The sequence below is a fragment of the Asticcacaulis sp. P2_B1 genome (assembly GCF_056404915.1).
In genome coordinates this window covers 17,680-35,762 of sequence record NZ_JBFUDD010000003.1, presented here as the reverse complement: position 1 = coordinate 35,762, position 18,083 = coordinate 17,680, and the positions used below count along the sequence as shown (strand labels likewise).

20 protein-coding genes are annotated in these 18,083 nt (G+C 59.8%); 4 read left to right on the top strand and 16 right to left on the bottom strand.

Going from position 1 to position 18,083, the window contains the following annotated elements; genetic code table 11:
• Positions 1-55: 55 nt before the first annotated feature.
• Both AC1DX3_RS09310 and ppa read right to left on the bottom strand, forming a co-directional pair.
• The gene (locus AC1DX3_RS09310; RefSeq protein WP_476989002.1) at positions 56-445 is read right to left on the bottom strand and encodes a YidB family protein; all 390 of its coding nucleotides are present in this window, start codon (positions 443-445) and stop codon (positions 56-58) included.
• Between the two features lie 251 nt (positions 446-696).
• Positions 697-1,233, bottom strand: a complete 537-nt coding sequence (gene ppa, locus AC1DX3_RS09305; RefSeq protein ID WP_476989001.1) for an inorganic diphosphatase — start codon at positions 1,231-1,233, stop codon at positions 697-699.
• A 167-nt stretch (positions 1,234-1,400) separates the two neighbouring features.
• Here ppa and AC1DX3_RS09300 point away from each other — a divergent pair, with 167 nt between their 5' ends.
• Positions 1,401-2,213, top strand: a complete 813-nt coding sequence (locus tag AC1DX3_RS09300; RefSeq protein ID WP_476989000.1) for a DUF599 domain-containing protein — start codon at positions 1,401-1,403, stop codon at positions 2,211-2,213.
• A 248-nt stretch (positions 2,214-2,461) separates the two neighbouring features.
• On the opposite strand, the gene AC1DX3_RS09295 is transcribed toward AC1DX3_RS09300, so the two are convergent.
• On the bottom strand, positions 2,462-3,322 hold the full coding sequence (locus AC1DX3_RS09295) for an N-formylglutamate amidohydrolase (protein WP_476988999.1): 861 nt from the start codon (positions 3,320-3,322) through the stop codon (positions 2,462-2,464).
• A gap of 148 nt (positions 3,323-3,470) precedes the next feature.
• On the opposite strand from AC1DX3_RS09295, the gene AC1DX3_RS09290 reads away from it, so the two are divergent.
• Positions 3,471-3,827 carry a response regulator gene (locus AC1DX3_RS09290; protein ID WP_476988998.1) on the top strand — a complete coding sequence of 119 codons (357 nt, stop codon included), beginning with the start codon at positions 3,471-3,473 and terminating at the stop codon, positions 3,825-3,827.
• Between the two features lie 171 nt (positions 3,828-3,998).
• Here AC1DX3_RS09290 and AC1DX3_RS09285 read toward each other — a convergent pair whose 3' ends face one another.
• The 3 genes from AC1DX3_RS09285 to AC1DX3_RS09275 are packed head-to-tail and all read right to left on the bottom strand — an operon-like array spanning position 3,999 to position 4,828.
• A complete protein-coding gene (locus AC1DX3_RS09285; RefSeq protein ID WP_476988997.1) occupies positions 3,999-4,229 on the bottom strand; it encodes a hypothetical protein in 231 nt (76 codons plus the stop codon).
• A 15-nt stretch (positions 4,230-4,244) separates the two neighbouring features.
• Complete coding sequence (locus tag AC1DX3_RS09280; RefSeq protein WP_476988996.1) at positions 4,245-4,613, bottom strand: tlde1 domain-containing protein; 369 nt, start codon at positions 4,611-4,613, stop codon at positions 4,245-4,247.
• Entirely contained in the window at positions 4,610-4,828 is a 219-nt protein-coding gene (locus AC1DX3_RS09275; protein WP_476988995.1) for a DUF7940 domain-containing protein, read from the bottom strand. Before AC1DX3_RS09275 ends, AC1DX3_RS09280 begins: the two co-directional genes overlap by 4 nt.
• A gap of 133 nt (positions 4,829-4,961) precedes the next feature.
• Here AC1DX3_RS09275 and AC1DX3_RS09270 point away from each other — a divergent pair, with 133 nt between their 5' ends.
• On the top strand, positions 4,962-5,306 hold the full coding sequence (locus AC1DX3_RS09270; protein ID WP_476988994.1) for a hypothetical protein: 345 nt from the start codon (positions 4,962-4,964) through the stop codon (positions 5,304-5,306).
• On the opposite strand, the gene AC1DX3_RS09265 is transcribed toward AC1DX3_RS09270, so the two are convergent.
• Both AC1DX3_RS09265 and AC1DX3_RS09260 read right to left on the bottom strand, forming a co-directional pair.
• On the bottom strand, positions 5,296-6,048 hold the full coding sequence (locus AC1DX3_RS09265; RefSeq protein WP_476988993.1) for a hypothetical protein: 753 nt from the start codon (positions 6,046-6,048) through the stop codon (positions 5,296-5,298). The two genes, AC1DX3_RS09270 and AC1DX3_RS09265, sit on opposite strands and share 11 nt — an antisense overlap.
• Before the next feature lie 73 nt (positions 6,049-6,121).
• The gene (locus AC1DX3_RS09260; protein ID WP_476988992.1) at positions 6,122-7,192 is read right to left on the bottom strand and encodes a glycosyltransferase family 61 protein; all 1,071 of its coding nucleotides are present in this window, start codon (positions 7,190-7,192) and stop codon (positions 6,122-6,124) included.
• Positions 7,193-7,393: 201 nt separating this feature from the next.
• On the opposite strand from AC1DX3_RS09260, the gene AC1DX3_RS09255 reads away from it, so the two are divergent.
• Positions 7,394-8,311 carry a class I SAM-dependent methyltransferase gene (locus AC1DX3_RS09255; protein ID WP_476988991.1) on the top strand — a complete coding sequence of 306 codons (918 nt, stop codon included), beginning with the start codon at positions 7,394-7,396 and terminating at the stop codon, positions 8,309-8,311.
• Positions 8,312-8,522: 211 nt separating this feature from the next.
• Here the strand turns inward: AC1DX3_RS09255 and AC1DX3_RS09250 are convergent, their stop codons facing one another.
• From AC1DX3_RS09250 to AC1DX3_RS09215, 8 genes are all read right to left on the bottom strand, one after another.
• Entirely contained in the window at positions 8,523-9,758 is a 1,236-nt protein-coding gene (locus AC1DX3_RS09250; protein WP_476988990.1) for a hypothetical protein, read from the bottom strand.
• A complete protein-coding gene (locus tag AC1DX3_RS09245; RefSeq protein WP_476988989.1) occupies positions 9,748-10,077 on the bottom strand; it encodes a hypothetical protein in 330 nt (109 codons plus the stop codon). Before AC1DX3_RS09245 ends, AC1DX3_RS09250 begins: the two co-directional genes overlap by 11 nt.
• A 72-nt stretch (positions 10,078-10,149) precedes the next feature.
• Positions 10,150-12,969 (bottom strand): hypothetical protein, encoded by a 2,820-nt coding sequence (locus AC1DX3_RS09240; RefSeq protein WP_476988988.1) that lies wholly within the window; start codon positions 12,967-12,969, stop codon positions 10,150-10,152.
• Positions 12,970-13,151: 182 nt separating this feature from the next.
• Entirely contained in the window at positions 13,152-13,739 is a 588-nt protein-coding gene (locus AC1DX3_RS09235) for a phage tail protein (RefSeq protein ID WP_476988987.1), read from the bottom strand.
• Positions 13,740-13,952: 213 nt separating this feature from the next.
• The gene (locus tag AC1DX3_RS09230) at positions 13,953-15,437 is read right to left on the bottom strand and encodes a hypothetical protein (protein ID WP_476988986.1); all 1,485 of its coding nucleotides are present in this window, start codon (positions 15,435-15,437) and stop codon (positions 13,953-13,955) included.
• Positions 15,438-15,440: 3 nt separating this feature from the next.
• Positions 15,441-16,016, bottom strand: a complete 576-nt coding sequence (locus AC1DX3_RS09225; protein WP_476988985.1) for a hypothetical protein — start codon at positions 16,014-16,016, stop codon at positions 15,441-15,443.
• Between the two features lie 120 nt (positions 16,017-16,136).
• Positions 16,137-17,387: a terminase large subunit domain-containing protein gene (locus AC1DX3_RS09220; protein ID WP_476988984.1), complete on the bottom strand. Its 1,251-nt coding sequence runs from the start codon at positions 17,385-17,387 to the stop codon at positions 16,137-16,139.
• A 4-nt stretch (positions 17,388-17,391) separates the two neighbouring features.
• Positions 17,392-18,072 (bottom strand): hypothetical protein, encoded by a 681-nt coding sequence (locus AC1DX3_RS09215; protein ID WP_476988983.1) that lies wholly within the window; start codon positions 18,070-18,072, stop codon positions 17,392-17,394.
• Between the last annotated feature and the right edge of the window lie 11 nt (positions 18,073-18,083).

Genomic DNA, 18,083 nt, shown 5'->3' with positions numbered 1-18,083 from the left:
GGCAACATTGTGGCGAATGCGCGCCACTGCGTGCGTCAAATTGCTGATGAACTTATCAGGTTTTGAGAAATCCGCCGAGAATCGAACTCAACCCGCCGGTGATAGCCGGGTCGTTCAGCAGGTCGCCTATATTGGACGGCAGTTGGCCATTGGGCGTCAGATGGTTGACCAGATCGGGCAGCATCCCGGCGACCTGGTGGCTGTCGATCCCCAACGACTGCGCCAGGTTGGTCACCATGTCGGAGCCGAGGACGGCGTGCAGCTGATCGCTGGACACCGGCAAATTGGCGCCGGTACCGACCCACGACGATACAACCTGTTCCAGGCCGCCACTTTGGAGTTGGCCCAGTATCTGTTGCAGGCCGCCATTGCCCAGCACCTGCGTCAACTGCGTCATGCCGCCCGCGCCGGCAACCGAGCCCATCATGTCGTCGAGAAGTCCCATCATCGCCTCCTGAGATTGCAAACGGACTAACACCAAGCCGCGCATGTGATAACTCATAGCGGCTTGGCAAGGGCGACTGCCCGTCGCCGCTGATGCGGCGAGCCATGCGGCGTTTGAGCTAAAAAAGCGTTTATACCAATCGGTCATTGCAATGACCGATTGGTATAAACGCCTGAAAAGGGAAAACTGCCAATAAAAAAGCCCATTCCGCGGCACGGAATGAGCTTTTTATTTTATGGTACGAACAGGTATTAACCGACCTTTTGCGCCAAGCGTTCCTGGCCTTCGCGGATCAGCTGCGCCGCGGCTTCGGGTTCGACCCAGCCGATGACATTGGTCGACTTGTTCTTTTCCAAATCCTTGTAGTGCGCGAAGAAGTGCGTGATCTGTTCGATCAGGATGGTCGGCATCTGACGATAGCTGGCGATATTGGCATAGAAGGGGTGCAGCTTGTCGACCGGCACGGCCAGGATCTTTTCATCGCGGCCGGCTTCGTCTTCCATGATCAAGGCGCCGATCGGGCGCGACCGGATAACGACACCCGGATAGACCGGCGTCGGACCGACAACCAGGACGTCGCACGGATCGCCATCGTCGGCCAGGGTATGGGGAATAAAGCCGTAATTGCCGGGATAGTACATGGAGGTATAGAGGAACCGGTCGACGAACAAAGCGCCGGAATCCTTGTCCATCTCGTACTTCACGGGCATGCCGCCCTGGCTGATTTCGATGACGGCGTGGATATCCCACGGGGCATTGGGGCCGACGGAAATTTTATCGATATTCATTGTTTTCTCGAGCGTTGGGGGGAGCCAAACTTGCCCGCTGTCATAGAAGCTAGATTCCTTTCGCACAAGCGAAGAAACCAAAGAGAGGCGATCTTTGTGACGATTTGCCTTACCAAAGTGCTTAAAAGCACGGTAGATTCACCGTCAGGACCGAGGACCGACACCCCATGAATCACATAACCGCTCTTATCAATGCCGCGCGCGACAATCCCTGGGATGTCCTGGCCCTGCTCGTTTTCGGCTTTTGCTGGCTGGGTTATGAGCCCTTTCTGCAGGCGATTTCGAAAAAATCCGGCTATATCGTCAAGGATCTCAGCGTCGTCCGCCGCGCCTGGATGAAGGAAATGACCATCCGCGGCATGAAACTGTTCGATTCGAACCTGATGGCCCACGCCGTCAATTCGGCGACCAACTTCTCTTCCGCCAACCTGCTGCTGATCGCGGCGGTCGCCGGCGTGCTGTTCGGCGGACACTTGCCGCTGAAGTCGTTGTCGGCCCTCGGCTTCGACGTGTCGTCGACCGTGCTGTTCCAACTGAAGCTGGCCCTCGTCACCGTCTGTTTGACACGTGGCCTGCTCAACTTCATCTGGTCCTTGCGCCAGATGAACTATTGCGCCGCCGCCATGGGGTCCCTGCCGGAATTCATGGACTCCGACACAGCCGCCAAGTTCGCCAATGCCATGACCAACATCTTGGAACCCGCCATGTCGAACTTTTCACAGGGCGTGCGCGGCTACTATTTTTCGATCGCCGCGGCCGCCTGGCTGTTCGGACCGCTCTCCCTGATCATCGGCAGTATCGGCGCCGTGCTGCTCCTGGGCTGGCGCCAGTCGCGATCGCAATCGGCGCGCGGCATTCGCCAACTGCGCGAGTTGCTGGAAGAGCATCCCTACCCCACCCCGACCCGGCCGATTTATGACGCACCTGCTCAAAATTCGGATTTAAATGCTGCGTCGCAACATGACAAAAACGTGCTTTGACGTGAGAACTTCACATACAGACGGTTATTTAGCCCCGAATTGTAACACGACGTGATCAGATTTTATATGATTTTTACTTGATTTATTTTGCACCGCAAACTATCTTTGAGTTGTTCGACGTTGTTACGTCGATGCCCTTCCTGGGCGTTTCCTCCCTGTAAACTTGGCCGCGCCGTTGAGCGCGGCCTTTTTTTTCGCTTGAAATCGGCCGTAAGGCCTTACCTTTCAAGGACTTTTTGGAAACGCTTTCAACCCTCTTGCAAGGCGACAGTCAGGGTACGGAAGACCTCTTTCAGGCGGCCCAGACCGCCATGCGGCTCCAGAGTCACTTCGTTCATATAGATGGCGCGGCTGATTTCGACCTGCAAGGCCTCGGTCCCGCCTGACGGCTTGCCATATTGTTCGATGATATAACCGCCGGCGAAGGGTTTATTGAGCCCGACGCGCAAGCCGGCGTCTTCCAGCAACTTCGTCACCCGCCGCGTCAAGGCGTCGCTACAGCTTTCGCCATGCAGATTGCCGAGCACGATGTCCGGCTTCGGTCCCGCGACATTGGCCAGGGCCGCCGACGGCATGGAATGCCAATCGATCAGGATCGCCCGGCCGTTCGCCGCCTGGGCCGCACGCAACAAGGCCTGCAGCGTTTCGTGATAAGGCCGGTGAATCAGGTCGAGCCGGCGATTGACCTCGGCCATGTCGAGCGGTTGGCGATAGATGTCCTGGTCGGCGCTCAGCCGCCGGGCGATGACCCCGAACCCGGCCTTGACACGCGCACTCAATGACAGGGCCGCCTTGGGCAGCTCGCCGCGGATCAACCGGGCGTCCAGCTCCAGCGGATTGCGATTGACGTCGCAAAAGGCCCGGGCATAGCGGCAGGCGATGGCATGGACGCCTGTGTCCGCCGTGACCTCGATCATCTCATCGACAAAGGCGTCCTCGCTGGCGCGCAAGGCCATGCCCGTCTGCCGCGCCTCATGGATAAAGCTGTCGGGATAGTAACGGCCACTGTGCGGCAGGCTGTAAACGACGTGGCTTGGCCCGCGCGGCCGGACAATCCCCAACCCCAGTTCGGGGCTGTGGAGAAGGTTCCAGGGGATGGGTGCGGTCATATTCATATTAAAGCTTTAGTAGGACATTCCTGCCACGTCTTCACCCCTAATTTACACAACGCAGGCAAAGATAGTGAATCTGTCTTTACACTGCTGTGTAACGGGTACAGCCTTGGAGATCATAGTGAACGAGCCTGCGAAAGAGCGTATGAAAAAGATCCTGCTTGCCGAAGACGAAGACTCCGTCCGCAGCTTCCTGTCCCGGGCCTTGCAACGCGCCGGCTATGAGGTGGTCAGTTGCGCCGACGGCGACACCGCCATCCTGGCGCTCGACCAGGGCCCCTACGACCTGCTGTTGACCGACATTGTCATGCCCGGCGCCGACGGCATCGAGGTCGCCAAGCGCGCCGCCTTGCTGCAACCCGAGCTCAAGATCATGTTCATCACCGGCTTCGCCGCTGTGGCGCTGAACGCTCAAAAAGCCTCGCCCAATGCCAAGGTCCTGGAAAAGCCTGTTCACCTGCGCGAAATCGTCACCGAGGTCGAACGCCTGATCGCGGCGTAACGATCCAAATCAAAACACAAAAAAGGGCGCCCGGTGCAAACCGGACGCCCTTTTTTGTGTCTATACCTTTAAAGCGCCCGACTGGGTGCCGGCGACGTTTCGCCGCCCCCACGGAGGCCTTTGGCCGTGAGCGATAAAAACACCAAGGTGGACAAGGCGTGATGCCTCGCCTCACTTCTTGTCCACCTTGGTGTCCAGCTTCTCTTCAATCCGAACCAGCGACGCCTTCATATCGGCCAGGTCGTCGCGGCGGACATATTCCTGCGCCGACACACGCTCCAACTCATGCAGGTCGTCCTCGGTCTTCTCGACCTCATGATAAAGCGTCACCAGAAACCAGCTTCCGATGGCGAGAATAATGCCGAACAAGGCGTTGGCGACCTGCGACAGACTAAGGTTCATAGTCGCTCTCCTTCTCTAAACCACCGTCAGGGCGGTCACCCCGGCAGCGATGATATCCCGGCGCACCTCACGCGGCAGGACGATGCAGCCGTGCGAAGCCGTCCGGTTCATGGCGCGCGTATCGCCATGAATGCGGAACAGGCTCCGGCCGTGGGCATCGTGCCCGACTGGACTGAGCGCCAGGGCCAGCGGCCCGACCGATGACCGCAGCAATGGCTTCAGATCGATCGCCCACGTCCCGCGCGGAATCGGCCCGACGCCGACGACCGCTTCCATGGCCGGATTGTTGACGCCCGCGCCATGGCCGCTATAGCCCCGCGCCATCTCGTGGCCGTCGGGCGCCAGGAAGCGTCCGCTGGCCTGCTCATAAACATAGCCGCTCATGGCTGTTTCTCTCCGGTGACGTCGGGTTGCGGGAACAGCCGCGCACCGAAAACACCGATTGCGGTCAATATCCCCGACGCCGCCAGCACGGCCGGCGGCACGGCAATCCCGTTCTGCTGTAACGCGGCCAGGAAGGCTGTAAACGCCCCGCCGATCAGCCCGGCCTGTACGCTCCAAAGCCTCAAATTCGTTGTCAGATTGTGTCGAAATTTCATGATAAAACTCCTTATGGACAAAGGGAAACCGCTCCGCCCAGACGGTAAATCCGGTCGGTTGCAAATGACGGATAGTTGTGGAACAGCGCCCCTGCGGCTTGACATTTTTCGCCCGGCCCGCGACTGATGTGGCATGAAGAACAAGAAGAAAAAGTCGTCGAAAAAGCCTGCCGCGCCTGTGCGCAACGGCTGGACGGCCTATCCCTTGCCGGACAAATCGATGGAGAGGCTTTTCCCCAACGCGACGGCCGTGCTGGCGGCCTCGCCTGAGGGGCTTTCCATCACCAGCGCCGATCTCGTGGTGATTAAAAACAAGCTGGATGGCAGCATATTGGTGCGTGAACTGCGCGAACCGCCGGACAGCACCCTGGCCTTTTGGAGCCGCCCCAACCCGCCCTACGAAGCCCGCCCGACCATGAACCCGCGCAAGGTCTGGGAGGTCATCGGCGTGGTCAGGGATGTGGTAGTTAAGGCGTAGTGGCCTGACTGGCGCCCTCCGGATAAAGCAGGCTTTCCAGCTTGCGCCGCAACGTAGCCGGATTTTGCGTCGGCATGCCGTCATCGTGCCAGGCGCCATCCGCATACCATTCGAAGCGCGCGAACTCCGCGACCTCCGTGGCGCTGACATTCAGCGTCCCAGTGCGCTCCGTATGCGTCCGGAAAGAAAGTACGAGGCGATCTTTTGGCGTAGGCGCACAAAAAGGCGCCATCAGATCGGAAATCAGAACCGCGCGCAGTCCCCGGCTTTTCGCAATCACTAATGCCTGGGTAAGAACACGCCGCCACACCCGCGCCTCGGGTCCATCGACAACAGGCGCTGGATTGAGCAGTGCCATGGGGCCGACAACCTCGATATCCGCGCCCGAGTCTGTTCCCGGTTCCGCGAGGAGCCGTACGGCAAAGGCCGTGGAATCGGCCATGGCTTCGGCATGGTCTTTCATCAAAGCTTCGACGGCCATGATTTGCGGTATATGAATGCGCTCGACGTGACCCAGGGCCGACATTTTATGGATGATGCCCAATCCAGTCGAAAACTGCCCAAGCTCGAATTGTATAGCTATCAGCTGTCGCCAATAGGCTTCAAGACACGGCAGATCATCAATGGCCAAACTAGCGGCCGCCAGACTGGCCCCTGCAGCGCGCTGAAATTCTCCGCAATCACGAGCCGCCGAGGCGGCTTCGGCACCGTGCCACGATAAGAGAAAGTCGGGGTCGTCCATTCAGTCAGCTATCTCCACAAATCGCCGGCACATTGCGGTATTCTGCAGCAAAGTAAACCGGCTATGATGCAGGCTATGTGCGGCTGAGCAACCTCAGTGCCCATTGCAGCGCGTCATGCACGGCTTTGACCTCGGCTATGCAATCGAAGGGACTTGGCCCCCATGCGCCGGTTTCCCGTTCGCCGAAACTTTTGCACACAATCGCGCCAAAATGCACGCCGCGCGCCGACGCGGCGTTGAGATAATAGGGGTAGACGTGGTCGGTTGGCACGAGTTCCAGCAAGACAGCCCCCGGGCGCGCAAATATTATATCCGTCAGCCCTGCGCCGCCTCCGCCAATGACGATATCCGCTTCGGCAAAGACCTGCCGAGGGTTTCCACTGGATGTGCCGGGATCGAAGACTTCAAAGCCATGGGTGGACAAGAAGGTGATCAGTTCCTCTTCATTGCTTACACGGCGTCGCGTCGTGCGCGGGATATACAGTCTGCGGCCTGATTCCGCTCGCGTGCTCAGACGGCTGGCGAGAAAGTTCGCCGCCCAAACGGGCATCGTCCGCCGCGCACCGGGAAAGGTCGGTGCTACGACCTCTGGGCAGTGATAGCATGTTGGGTGGTCGCTCCAGACACACTGAGTTTCGCTAACGCCCAGTTCAGCGAGCACGCTCATGAAACTGGTGTTCTTGTATGGGGCAAGAACCCAGGTCATGTCTGCCAATCTGAACCCTGCGCGCTCGATCAGATCGATCCTGGGCACGACGTCCATCAGAAAATGGCCGTAATTATTGCTCGCCCAGTCGCTCGCCAGAACACAGACCCGGCCTTCAAGTTCGACCACATCTGCTTTTATAGTTTTGCGCTTCCACTCATCAACGTGCTGCATGCCATACCAGGAATGGTCCGCCAGCGTCCGGCCCGCAGAATCGATGAGCCAGCCATGCGGTGTCACAACCCGCAAATTCGAAGCCTGCAATACACCGGCCGCGGGAATGACGTTCTCAAATGGAAAGATGATTTCATCATCGCCGAAAATTGTAACCATCGACGGGATAAAATCATGCGCGGCTTCGACGCCATGCCAGTGTGCACCGGTTTCTTCGGCGAACTGACGACTTGATACAGCACTGAACGGAATATCTAGGTTCATTAATGAAGCATTAGCTGACGGCAGTCCTGAGCGATAGCTAAAACGGCCACACGCTTGGTAACACCCGATCGCTTCCTGACACCCAAAGTGTTTACGCAGAGGCTCTATCAATACACTGCCTGCATAATCTAGCACTGCGCTTTCTGCGACCCGTTTTCCAAAGCAGGTTTACAGACACAAATCGCATCGCTAGATGAACTTATGGAACAAATTCAACTTCGAAATGACACGTACGTTTTTAGGGATTTGGAAGTCTATCGCGTCGCCAAACGCCGCCTCGCAAACAGACAAGGGAAACTTCGAATCCTATCTTTTGGCTGTTCGGTAGGCGACGAAATAGTGACATTAAGGATGTTATTCCCAAAAGCCGAAATCGTTGGATGCGACATAAACCCTGCGATCCTAGAGACAGCAAAGAAATCTGTTGGCCATCTCGCAACGATAATAGTGTCCGATGAAGCCGCCCTTCACGCGCTTGGCCCTTTTGATTTTATATCATGTATGTCAGTCCTGTGTCTCAACCCAAAGCCAAAGGGGCCTGCACCGAACGACTTTACAACTCTTTTTCCGGTCCAAAAATTCGATGATATGCTCGGCCTTCTTGATAGCCTACTGGTGCCGAACGGTCTTTTAGCACTGACAAATACGTCCTACCGATTCCATGAATCTCCAGTATATGAGGGTTACGATCCTGTACGATCAGACATCATATGGCGCAACGGGACGGTAGACGTAATGGCGCGTGACGGCTCTCCGCAGCTAATACAAGGTCGCGGGTATAGAATTGGAAAAGGTTTTTCTGTCAGAGATGACGAAGAATTAGCGGATTCCATTTTTGAAAAACGAGTGGGCAATGTTCGCCAAATTCACTGGGTTGTGATGGCCCCGGTTCCTGATAATATTATACCCGCTTACTCTTATGAACGGGGCAGTAACGACGTTTGGAGCCCGGTGCCTGCCGATTCTTTAACGTATATTTTCCGATACGAATTCGGCCATGATAGTGCGACTGGTAGCGGAGGCGTCATAGTGACGAGACGCTGGAAGTCATTGGCTCATGGAGCGGAGCACATTCGGCCTCCTGTGTGGTCTGTTCAGCTAATGGATGCCCTTAAATAAACGGTGTTGGCATTGATAGTCATCGCTGCCTCAATCTTAAGCCAAAGCGATGTTAGCTCAATGCGGAATATCAGTTTAGTGACGCAATATGTTGCCAAGAATGAAGCGGTGAAAAAAATGAAAAATTCAATTACAAAATTAAACTTACTTGTTCAGCGAGTTCAGATTTTAAGGCTCCACTGTCCGGAGTCGACAGTAGAACTTGGCGCGCTTATCCAGGAGCGGCGCCGGCCCGGCTCAACCGGTCCGCGGCGCCGAATTGGATACAGCCGGCCGGCGCCCCTTCGAAGCGGCCGATGACCTCGATATTGGCGCAATTGCCGAACTTCAAAAAGGCGCTGACGCCTTCGAAATCGCCATTGATAACCAGGTCGTTCTGCCGGTACGGGCTTTCCAGCCCCGTGGCATCCAGCCCGATCGAGGCGCGGATAACCCGGCTATAGATGCGCCCGCGCGTGTTCCAACCATTATTGCGCCCGCCGGCCGGCACAGCCTGGACGCCGTTCGTGCCATTGATGGTGATCTCATAGGCGCCGCCGCCGCGAATATCGAAATAGGAATTGCTGTCGGCGATCTTGTCCTGGGTGCCGTCGCCATAGAGCCACAGGTGATCGATCATCACCGGCTCCAGGTCGAAATTCTTCAGGCCCGAGATCTTGACCGTCGGCGGCACCGACGTCGCCCCGCCCGACAGACGATAGGTGCGATGATCGATGGCGTCATAATAGGTCGCGGCCTCCGAACAACTGATGCGGACGAACGGCCGCCCGCCTCCGGACGCCAGATCGCCGATCAGCACCATGGCCGTCGACGGCGTATGGATAGTCCAGAAACGGATGGCATTGCCGTCGCCATCCGTGCCGCGGTCATAGGTCGCGACCGTGCCCGACCGGCGGATGATCGACGTGACATCGATATCCAGCAACCCGGTCAGGTCCCATGACGCGCCACCCTGGCCGAACAGGTAGATTTCGCCACGCCCGCCATAGACCCCGACCTCGAGAAACCACGCCAGATCGCCGGCCCGGTTCAAAGCCACCGTACTGTCGCTGTCACCCGTCGGATCGCCGCCGAACCAGGCGAGATGGACGCGGTCGACGATTCGGCGTTTACGGATGGCCTGGCTGACCGGCACGCCGGACACCGGCACGAACACCGCCTGGGCCGGATCGGCGGCGACGGCCGCGGTAAAGTCGCCCTGCACGATGTCGAAAATACCCTCATAACCGTCACCGACGGCCTGGCGCCCGCGCACCATCATGGTGGCGCCGTCAGACAGCTTCGTCATGTCGCTGAGCAGGTCGACGCATTGCGCCGTGCGCGGCGACAACCCGTTGGGCAAGACATTGACGGCCAATGGCGCCGGCAAGGTCACCCGCCCGGCGACGACGGTCGTCGAAACCGTAACGGCCAGGGCAATGACGGTAACAGATGCGCTAAGCGACATTGAGCGTGATCTCGTCGGTGGCTTGCGTGTCGCCGGATGGATAGGCGACGACGACGGTGAAGGTGGAGCTGGCCGGCACGGCGCGCCACGCCGCCTGCCACGCCTCGTCCGAAGGCAAACCGGGAATATCGAGGCTGAGCATCAGGGCGCGGTTGGCGGCGTCGGTGATGGTGACGCTTAAATAAGGCGCCACCGCCGCATTGGCGTCGACGACATAGGCCTGACAGCCGGTCAGGCCGTCCTCGCCGGTGGCGTCCTGCGGCCATTCAATATCGGCGTGCAGGGTCGTCCCGCGATTGAGAGGTATGATCGATGTCATGAGTTTCGTCCCGGACAGAGGTAAAGTCCGGGGGACGTCGTGTATAGGACGTCCCCCGGTATCGGCTTTCTTTTAGTTGGCGCCGATGGCGGTCAGGTAGGTATTCAGGCGGCTATGCAGCGAGGCCGCCAGCGTATCGCTGAGGCCCGCGCCGGAATAGGCAGCGGCAAACCTGTCAGGGCTGTAGGTCGAGCCATGACGCAGAATGCAGCCATTGCCCGAGGCCGTGGCGGTCGACGCCGTCGTCAGATTGGCCGTACGCGTACCGTTATAGAAGGCGCGCTTGACGGCCGAGCCCGTGCGGATCGAAGCGCGGTGCCCCGTCCGGCCGGTGCTGCCCGACCGTGCGGTGTCGCTGGTAGCGTCGCAGACCCGGAACAGCTCGTTGCCGCTGCTGTTGCCCTGGACGGTAAACAAAGCCGCTCCGCTTTGCGTGCCCATCTGGTAGATGGCGCCGGCGGCTCCGTTTTGCTGGTTGCACCAAAGACCCACGGTCGCCGAGTTCAGCGACAGGCTGTTGCCCGTGGCGGTGAAGGTTTCCTGCAGGTCGAGATAGGCCGCCGTACCGTCGCCGGTATAACCGCGATCCACCGTAAAGGCCGGAGAGCCGGCGGCCGCCAGGACCTTCGCCGGATTGCGGGCATTGATCAAACCGGCCTGGCTGTCGTGGGCGGCCAGCAGGCAGAACCAGTCGAGGCTCGACCAGATACCGTCCGTAATCAATCCGGCAATCAGCGTGTTGATCAGGGCGCGGCGCGTCGAATCCGGCTTCACCCACATGGCGTCGATATAGGCCGCGGTCTCCGGTGCTTCGCCCGGCACGGTGAACATCAAATCACCGCTCAGGAACCAGCTATTGGCGGACTTCTTTTCCAGCACGGCGCGCCCGGCCGGAACCGTCATGTTGAGGCTCTTGTTCGAGCTCACGGTAACGCCGGAAGCACCGGCAAAAGTCACGACCCCGGCGCCCTGCTGATAGACGGCGATCTTGGCACCGACCGGCATGGCGACACTGGACTCCGTTGGAATCGTGATCGTGCATGGCGTCGAAGCCTGGCTGTAGATGGTGGTGTTGGCGTCGCTCAGCAGCAGGGTGTAATTGCCGGTCGGTTGATTGCACCACGCCGTCGTGACGGTCGACAACTTCCCGGTACCCACGACAGCGATCGACGGCCAATCGATGCGATGTCCCTGGGTGGGGTAACTTGCCGGCAGGAAAGTCGTCGTGTCGCTGATGGCCAGGGAGTTGTCGATCAAATAGTTCGACGCACCGATATCGTTGCCGGAAACATGGCTGATATTGGCGCCGACCGCGTTAGCCGGCAGTCTGATACCGCGCGAGGAACCGGTCCCCGTCAGCGTATCGATATGGATATGGGCGATCTCAACATTGTTGGTGTAGTCGTCGAGATAGATGCCGTAATCGATGCACTGGATCAGGGCCAAATCGTTCAGTTTCAAGCCTGACGGGTCCGACGTGGCCGGCGTCGTAACCGCCTGAACGGTCCGGATCGCCTGGTTGCAAAGACGGAAAACCGTGCCGCTGACCGAGATATTCATATGCGCCGGGCCGTCCGTACCGGAGGTCGTGCGGTTATGTTTGATCCCGTAAGTATAACCGTCGATGTGGCCACCGATGACCGAGGTATCGACACCCCAGCCTTCGAACAAAATGCCCGCGGCGCCGCCCGTATTCGTCGTCGCATTGCTGATACAGGGGTTCACGACCGTAAGACCGCGCGAACGGAGATAGAGGCCCGTGTCCGGGCAACCCTCCGCCACGAAATTCTCGATCGTCCCGCCGTAACAGCCGGCGTGGAAGGTCAGACCGGTCTCCAGCGGATTGATGGCGCCACCGGTGATCTTTGGACGCAAGCTGGGGAAATACGGGGTGGTGCCGCTGGCATAGGTGACGTCAAGCCCCTGACAACCGTAATAGTCCCAATAGTCCCAGGAGCTATACCAGCAACCGATATCCTTGAACGAATTGAATTCGGAATGGTTGATCGCGCCCTTCGTCCAGCCGGGGGTGCGGAAAGCCGATACCGTGAAGTCGCCGCGATAGCAGCCCATCGCACGGAGCCCGAATCCCGGCAAACCGCCCAGTTCGAAACGGACGCCATCGACCACCGGCATGTAACACAGATTAAGCCGGACAGCGGTGCTCGCCACCGTGCGGCTGGGCCCGGTCAACAGGATCTTGCCACCGGTGATCTTGACCCCGGACATGAAATTGATCTTCTTGACCGTGGAGACGCGCGAACCACCGGAATCGGCGGAGATATTGTAGGTGGGGAAAATCAAGCCTTCGGCCAGGTTCATGGTCGTCGTCGTCGGCGCCGCCGTAAGCTGACAGGGCTCGGCGAAATAACAGGGCGAACTGCCACTGGTCGTCACGCCCAGGCGCCATTCCGCCGCGGCCAGGCTGCCCAGGGCGTCGCGCTGCCCCATCAGAAGACACCAATCCTCAGCCACCAGGCCGTGGGCCGACGAGGTTGTCAGGGACTGATCGCCGCGTGTGGCACTGACGGACAGATTGGCCTCGGACCCGAAAGTGCCGGAAAAATCGATCGCGATATCGCCGGCGGTCAGGTTGCTGAAATCGAGCACGGCGCCGTCTTCCATGTCGATATGGATATTGGCGTAACCGGTCAGCGTACTATCGACACGATAGATGGCCGGGCCGCGAATAAGCAACCGCCCGCCGCCATCGGCGTGCAGATCGTCGAGCGCATCCTGGAGCGCGGCCTGATCGTCCGTGCCGCCGCCCTCGCCGTCGCCGTCCCCTACGGCCCCATACCAGTAGGCATCCCTGAAGGGATTGGTAATTTGTTCTTCGGTGCCGGCGTAGCCGTAACCGGCCAGGAAGTCGGGCAAACAATTGTCGGTCATGATGGGTCCTTTGCAGAGACAGGTTGGTAAGGGAGAGTGAGGGGCGAACGGAGGCGTGACCTCGGTTCGGTCCTGGGGCCGGGGCAAGCCCCGGTCATCTTTGCGCGGAATGAGCACGCAAAGGCTGTCGGGCGATGACGTTGTCCGTCACGCCGCTAAGGCTAAGAAGTTGGCACGCGGTCTCAGGTCTTGATGATCCACGCGTAGGCGGTGTTTTTGGGCCGGGATTCGCCGCCGGCGCCGGTGAGCGTGGCCGCAATATTGGTGGCCGACCCGTTGCGGTCGCTAAACAGCGCCAGACCGTTCGAGCCACCGCCACCGCCATAGGCCGGAACAGTGGCGCCGATCGGCCCGTTCGCATCGGCCTGGAACGTACCCGCGCCACGCCCCGACGACGTACCGCGGACAAAGTCCTCGATCTTCGGCAAGGTAAAGGTCGTCGATCCATTGCCGGTCCAGAACTTGCCCGGATTGCTGGCCTTGTCGGTAGCGTCGCTGGCCATGATCGCCGACGCCTGGGCGAAGGCCCAAAGATCCGCATAGGTCGTCCGCGACACCTCGGCCCCATCGCAGATCAGAAACCCGGCCGGCGCCGTATCGTGGGCAAACGGCCACATCGACCCCGTCGGAATGACGGCAGCAATCGCTGTATCGATACTGGCGAACAGCGCGCGAATAAGCGCCTTATCCGGCTTCAACACGCCCGACGACGCATCGCCCGGGATGTTGTAATCGGCAAACCGTGAAGCGGCATCGCTGGTGATGGACATAGTCTTCCTCTCAAGGCGGTGATTGACATCGCAAAATAAGTCATTGATTTTCTTATGCCTCCCTGCATGAAATGCGGGGCGGAGCGTCGTGAACGTATATCGTTCACAGCGACGGGACCGCACGACGAAAGCGTAGCTTTCTAGATGCGGGGGTGGGGTGTCTTGCCAGCTGTATGGCCAGCTACTGCCCGTTATTCACTCTCTCGCTGTTCCCTACGGCCTTGCCGGCACTGGCACCGGCGCGCCCTCTTCGGTCGAAGGATCCCACGCATCAATTTCGATATCCGCCTGGATCACGTCGAAAACAAACTGCCCGGTCATCGGGTCGAACTCCGCGTTCGTGACCTCGCACACCACATCCGCCATGGAAGGCCGGCGCGGGTTCCGCACCCGAATGAAACGCTCACCCAAGCCGTTCAAACCATACGGCCCGGTCCTGATCTGTCCGCGCCGGACGGGGTTAAGCCGGGCCATCTTGCGCTTGGCCAGTCGCCGTGCCTGGGTAAAGCTCGGCACCCACGCCAGGTCCAGATTGTCGGCCTTGCCACCGTCGCCAGCGATCCACGGGTCGCAATTCTGCTCGGTATAGTCGTTGGCCGGGCTGGTGAAGGTGATCGACAATTCGTTGACGGCGCTGGCCGGGTCCTGGCCGCGCGACCACGAAAAGCCCTCGATATAATCCGCCGTGATAACAAAGGTCGGTTCAACATACCCGCCCGCCTTGATGATCAGCCGCCCTCGCCCATCCGTCGTGTAAAAACCGTCCATGGCATCCAAAATCTTCTGCCGGATGTCGCTGCGTTGCGTGTCCGAGTAATACCAGCCGGCAACGCGGTAACGGTCCTCGGTCCCGCCGGCATCAAGGGCGACCTGCCCATCGCAATAATCCGCCTCGGCCGTCAGGTCGGACAGAACCGGCGCGATGCAACGGTCCCAGGACCGGCCCCAGCGGAACCATTCCAGATGCACCAGATTGACAACAGGGTTTGACGACGGCTGCCATGTGCTTTCGTCATCTCGATCCTGCGTGACATCGCGCCAATCATAGAACACACCCTTGCAGACAAAACTTTCCGTCGGGCGTCCGCTCGGGAAAGCCTGCCGGAAAAACGCCGTGTCGGTCGGCGCCTGATGGAACGCCATGGCCGAAGCCGTCCCGTCGCCGCGGAAGCTGGCCGTGTAATCGTGGACATCGTAACTGGCGGACGGGCCGAAGAACTCGACCATATGCTGATAGGCGGTCTCGGTTCCCTGCCCCCGGCGCAGATTGATGCGTATCTTCTGGTCATCATAGCGCCCGTCATTGGCGGCGCCGGCCGTGTTGATAACGCCCGTCACCCATCCGTCATTTGTGAAAAGGGCGGTGTTGAACGGATCGCCGTCGAGCGTCACCCGGTCGTCATTGACATAGCAGGGGTCGGCATCGAATTCGACACGCCCGTCGTTGAGCAGGTAGACAGCGCCGTGGTAGCGATCCGTCGCCTTCCAATAGCTGAGGGCGCCGGCAACGCGCGAGAATCCGCCGACCAGAATCGTGCAGGGCGGAACCGCCTGCTTGAGGGGCACCTGGCCGTTATCGGCCTTGGGCGCCTTGGGTTGCGTCAGGCTGTTCAGCGCCGCCTGCGCGGCATAGTCCAGCGCGATCTCGATGAACGCCTTGAGATCGTCCACCCAGGTTGTGGTGTCATTACCCGCCATGATTCAGCCCGGCCATTTGATGGTCACGCCCGCACTCAGTGCGGCCATGAGAGAACACATATCGTCGCCGGGATGGCGGACGCGGTGCCCGGCATCCGACCAGTATCGCGGCGCGGCGCGGCTGCGGTCCAGGAACTCGGACGCCACCGACAGCGAGACGGTTTCAACCCCGTCGTCATAGGCCGATGTCACCGGCCCGACCGTGCCACTCCATATCCAACCCGCCGGCCCGACCTGTTGCCAATCGTCGTCAAAAAACACGATCGCTATATTGATTTCGGCCCCGACAATATCGCTGCCGTCATCATCGACATAGCTCTGCGGGATGGCGTCGACGCCCGACATGGTGATGGTCAGCTGCTCGGCTATGCCGCCGACCAGTTGCCGAATGGCTGGCAAACCGGTGAGTATGCCGATACCCGCATAGACTTGCGACGGGTCAAGATCGTCATCCGGGTCCGTCTCCACATCCCCGACACCCGTCCACAGCCGCAACGGCTCTCCCGTATTGATGCGCAGCAAAAAGGCATAGCGCGGCGCCTCGCGGCGCGACATGATCGCGGCGGCTTCAGCCAACATGACAAAAAACTCCTGTCGATTTTCTTTCCCTTCTCCCCTTTCAAGGGGAGAAGGTGGGCCAACGGCCCGGATGAGGGGTTCTTTCCTAGGTCTTGAAATTCAAAGTACCGTCGCCAACCGCTAAATCCCCGTAAACTGCACCTTGCCCCCACTGGGCGGCCGCACCGCAAACCGATAAGCAATATAATAGCCGCCGGCATCGGTAATATGGTCCAACCCACCCGACTTGTCCGGCTGGCCGCTCTTGTCATAAGCCTGCTTTTCCAGCGCCTCGGCAAACATCGGACAGGCCGCGTCATTGACCCGCAACCGCCGCTCCCCGCCTCGCTCCAGCATGATATTCATCGCCAAAACCCGGTCCTTGACGAACGGATTGCGCCCATTGGCGAACACCCCGAACTTCGCGGGCCGCAACAAGCTCAGATCGCTCTGCGACGCATCGGCACTGTGCCGTCCGCTCCCCGAAGCGTCCGGATAGACATAGATCGGATGACCGGCAAAGCGCTCGGCGATGATCCTGATCATGGACGGCGTATCGAAAACCCCGTGCAATTCCGCCACCGCATGCGGCTGCCCGTGGCGCAGCACAAACACCACAGCCGCCATCTTGGCGACGTTGAAATCCATGCCGATATGCAGCGGCTCGCGCTCCACAATCACCGTATCGCAGCGGTTCAACTCACGCCGGTAGCCATGATAAACCGTCCCTGCCGTCAGATTGACGAACTCGCCGTCGAGATAGGCCATCAACAGGTTGGGCGTATAGCTGTTACCCAGATCCGTCATATAGTCGGGCGGCAAATTCTCCGCATTATCCGCTGTCCGCGCCCGGAACAGCACATAGCCCGGCGCCGGCTTCTGCTGCCACCGTTCATAGACGAAACCGAACCCTTCCGGCGTGGTCGCCACCGCTACCGAATTGCGCACGCGTCTGCCATCCGCCGCAAAGCAGTTCTGCCGGTTGCGCGCGATGATCCTGTTCCACGCCCACCGCGCCTTTTCGCGTTCCAGCGTATCGAGCTCATCGACAATACTATGCGCCACCTCATAGCCGACGATGCGCGCCGGGTTCTCCATGCTGCGCAATATCAGCCGCCCCTTGTCCTCGAAGGTGATGATCGACGACGTCTTGTTAAGCGTGTGCCCCCAATCTTGCTCCGCGCACATGGCCGGAATGCGCTCCAGGGCGATATCCTTGACCAGGCCGTAGGTCGGCAGGTAATAGGCGATATCGCACTGGGGATGGTCCATCTTCAGCCGCATCGCCCGCGCGATACCGGCGGTTGTTTTGCCCGAACCGAAGCCGCCGACAAAGGCCGGATAGGGTTCGGGACACTCGATGAAATCGAGCTGGGTCCGGCTCAGGGCCATGACCTCAAAACGCCTCCTGAAATTTCGGCGCCATGGCGGACATGATCGGCGCCGTCATAGCCTCGACAAAATCCTCGGCATTGATCAACCGCATGGTGCAGCCCGGCGTCGTGAAATCGAGCTCCGTCCCAGCCGGCGCCGCGGCCCGCAAGGGCGGCCGGATGGTGAGCGTGTCGCCGTCGATCCCGACCACGCGATAGAGCCGCTTGCCGGTGTCGTAGCCATAGGGCGGATTGTGCGCGATCGAAAACACCTCGCCCCCTTTCAACGGCCCGCAGAGCGTCCGCGTAACCGTCACCTGCGTCGCCCGTAAGCCTGCGTCCGCCGCCAGCGTAATCTCTATCCCCGACGACACATAGTCGCTGCCGTCGGAAAAGCTCGATCCGTCCTCGTGGCCAACATCCTCCGGCGCCGCCCCCAATGGATAGGGCGTGCTGCCGAATGGCCAATAGGGCACGACAAAGATCGCCGCCCCGCCGTCGGCCAGGTCCTCCACCACCCCTGCGGCCAGCAATTTGTCCAGTGTCCACAAATCGGCCGCCATGGAACACAGCCACTTGCCGCCGCCATCGGTAACGGCGAACCGTTGCAGGCCGCCGGCCGACACACCACCCGTATTGGCGACGGAACTGCGCCGCCACTGCAGGCTTTTCGGGGCAAAGGCGGAAACGGGCCAAGTCTGCATTACCGGTATGC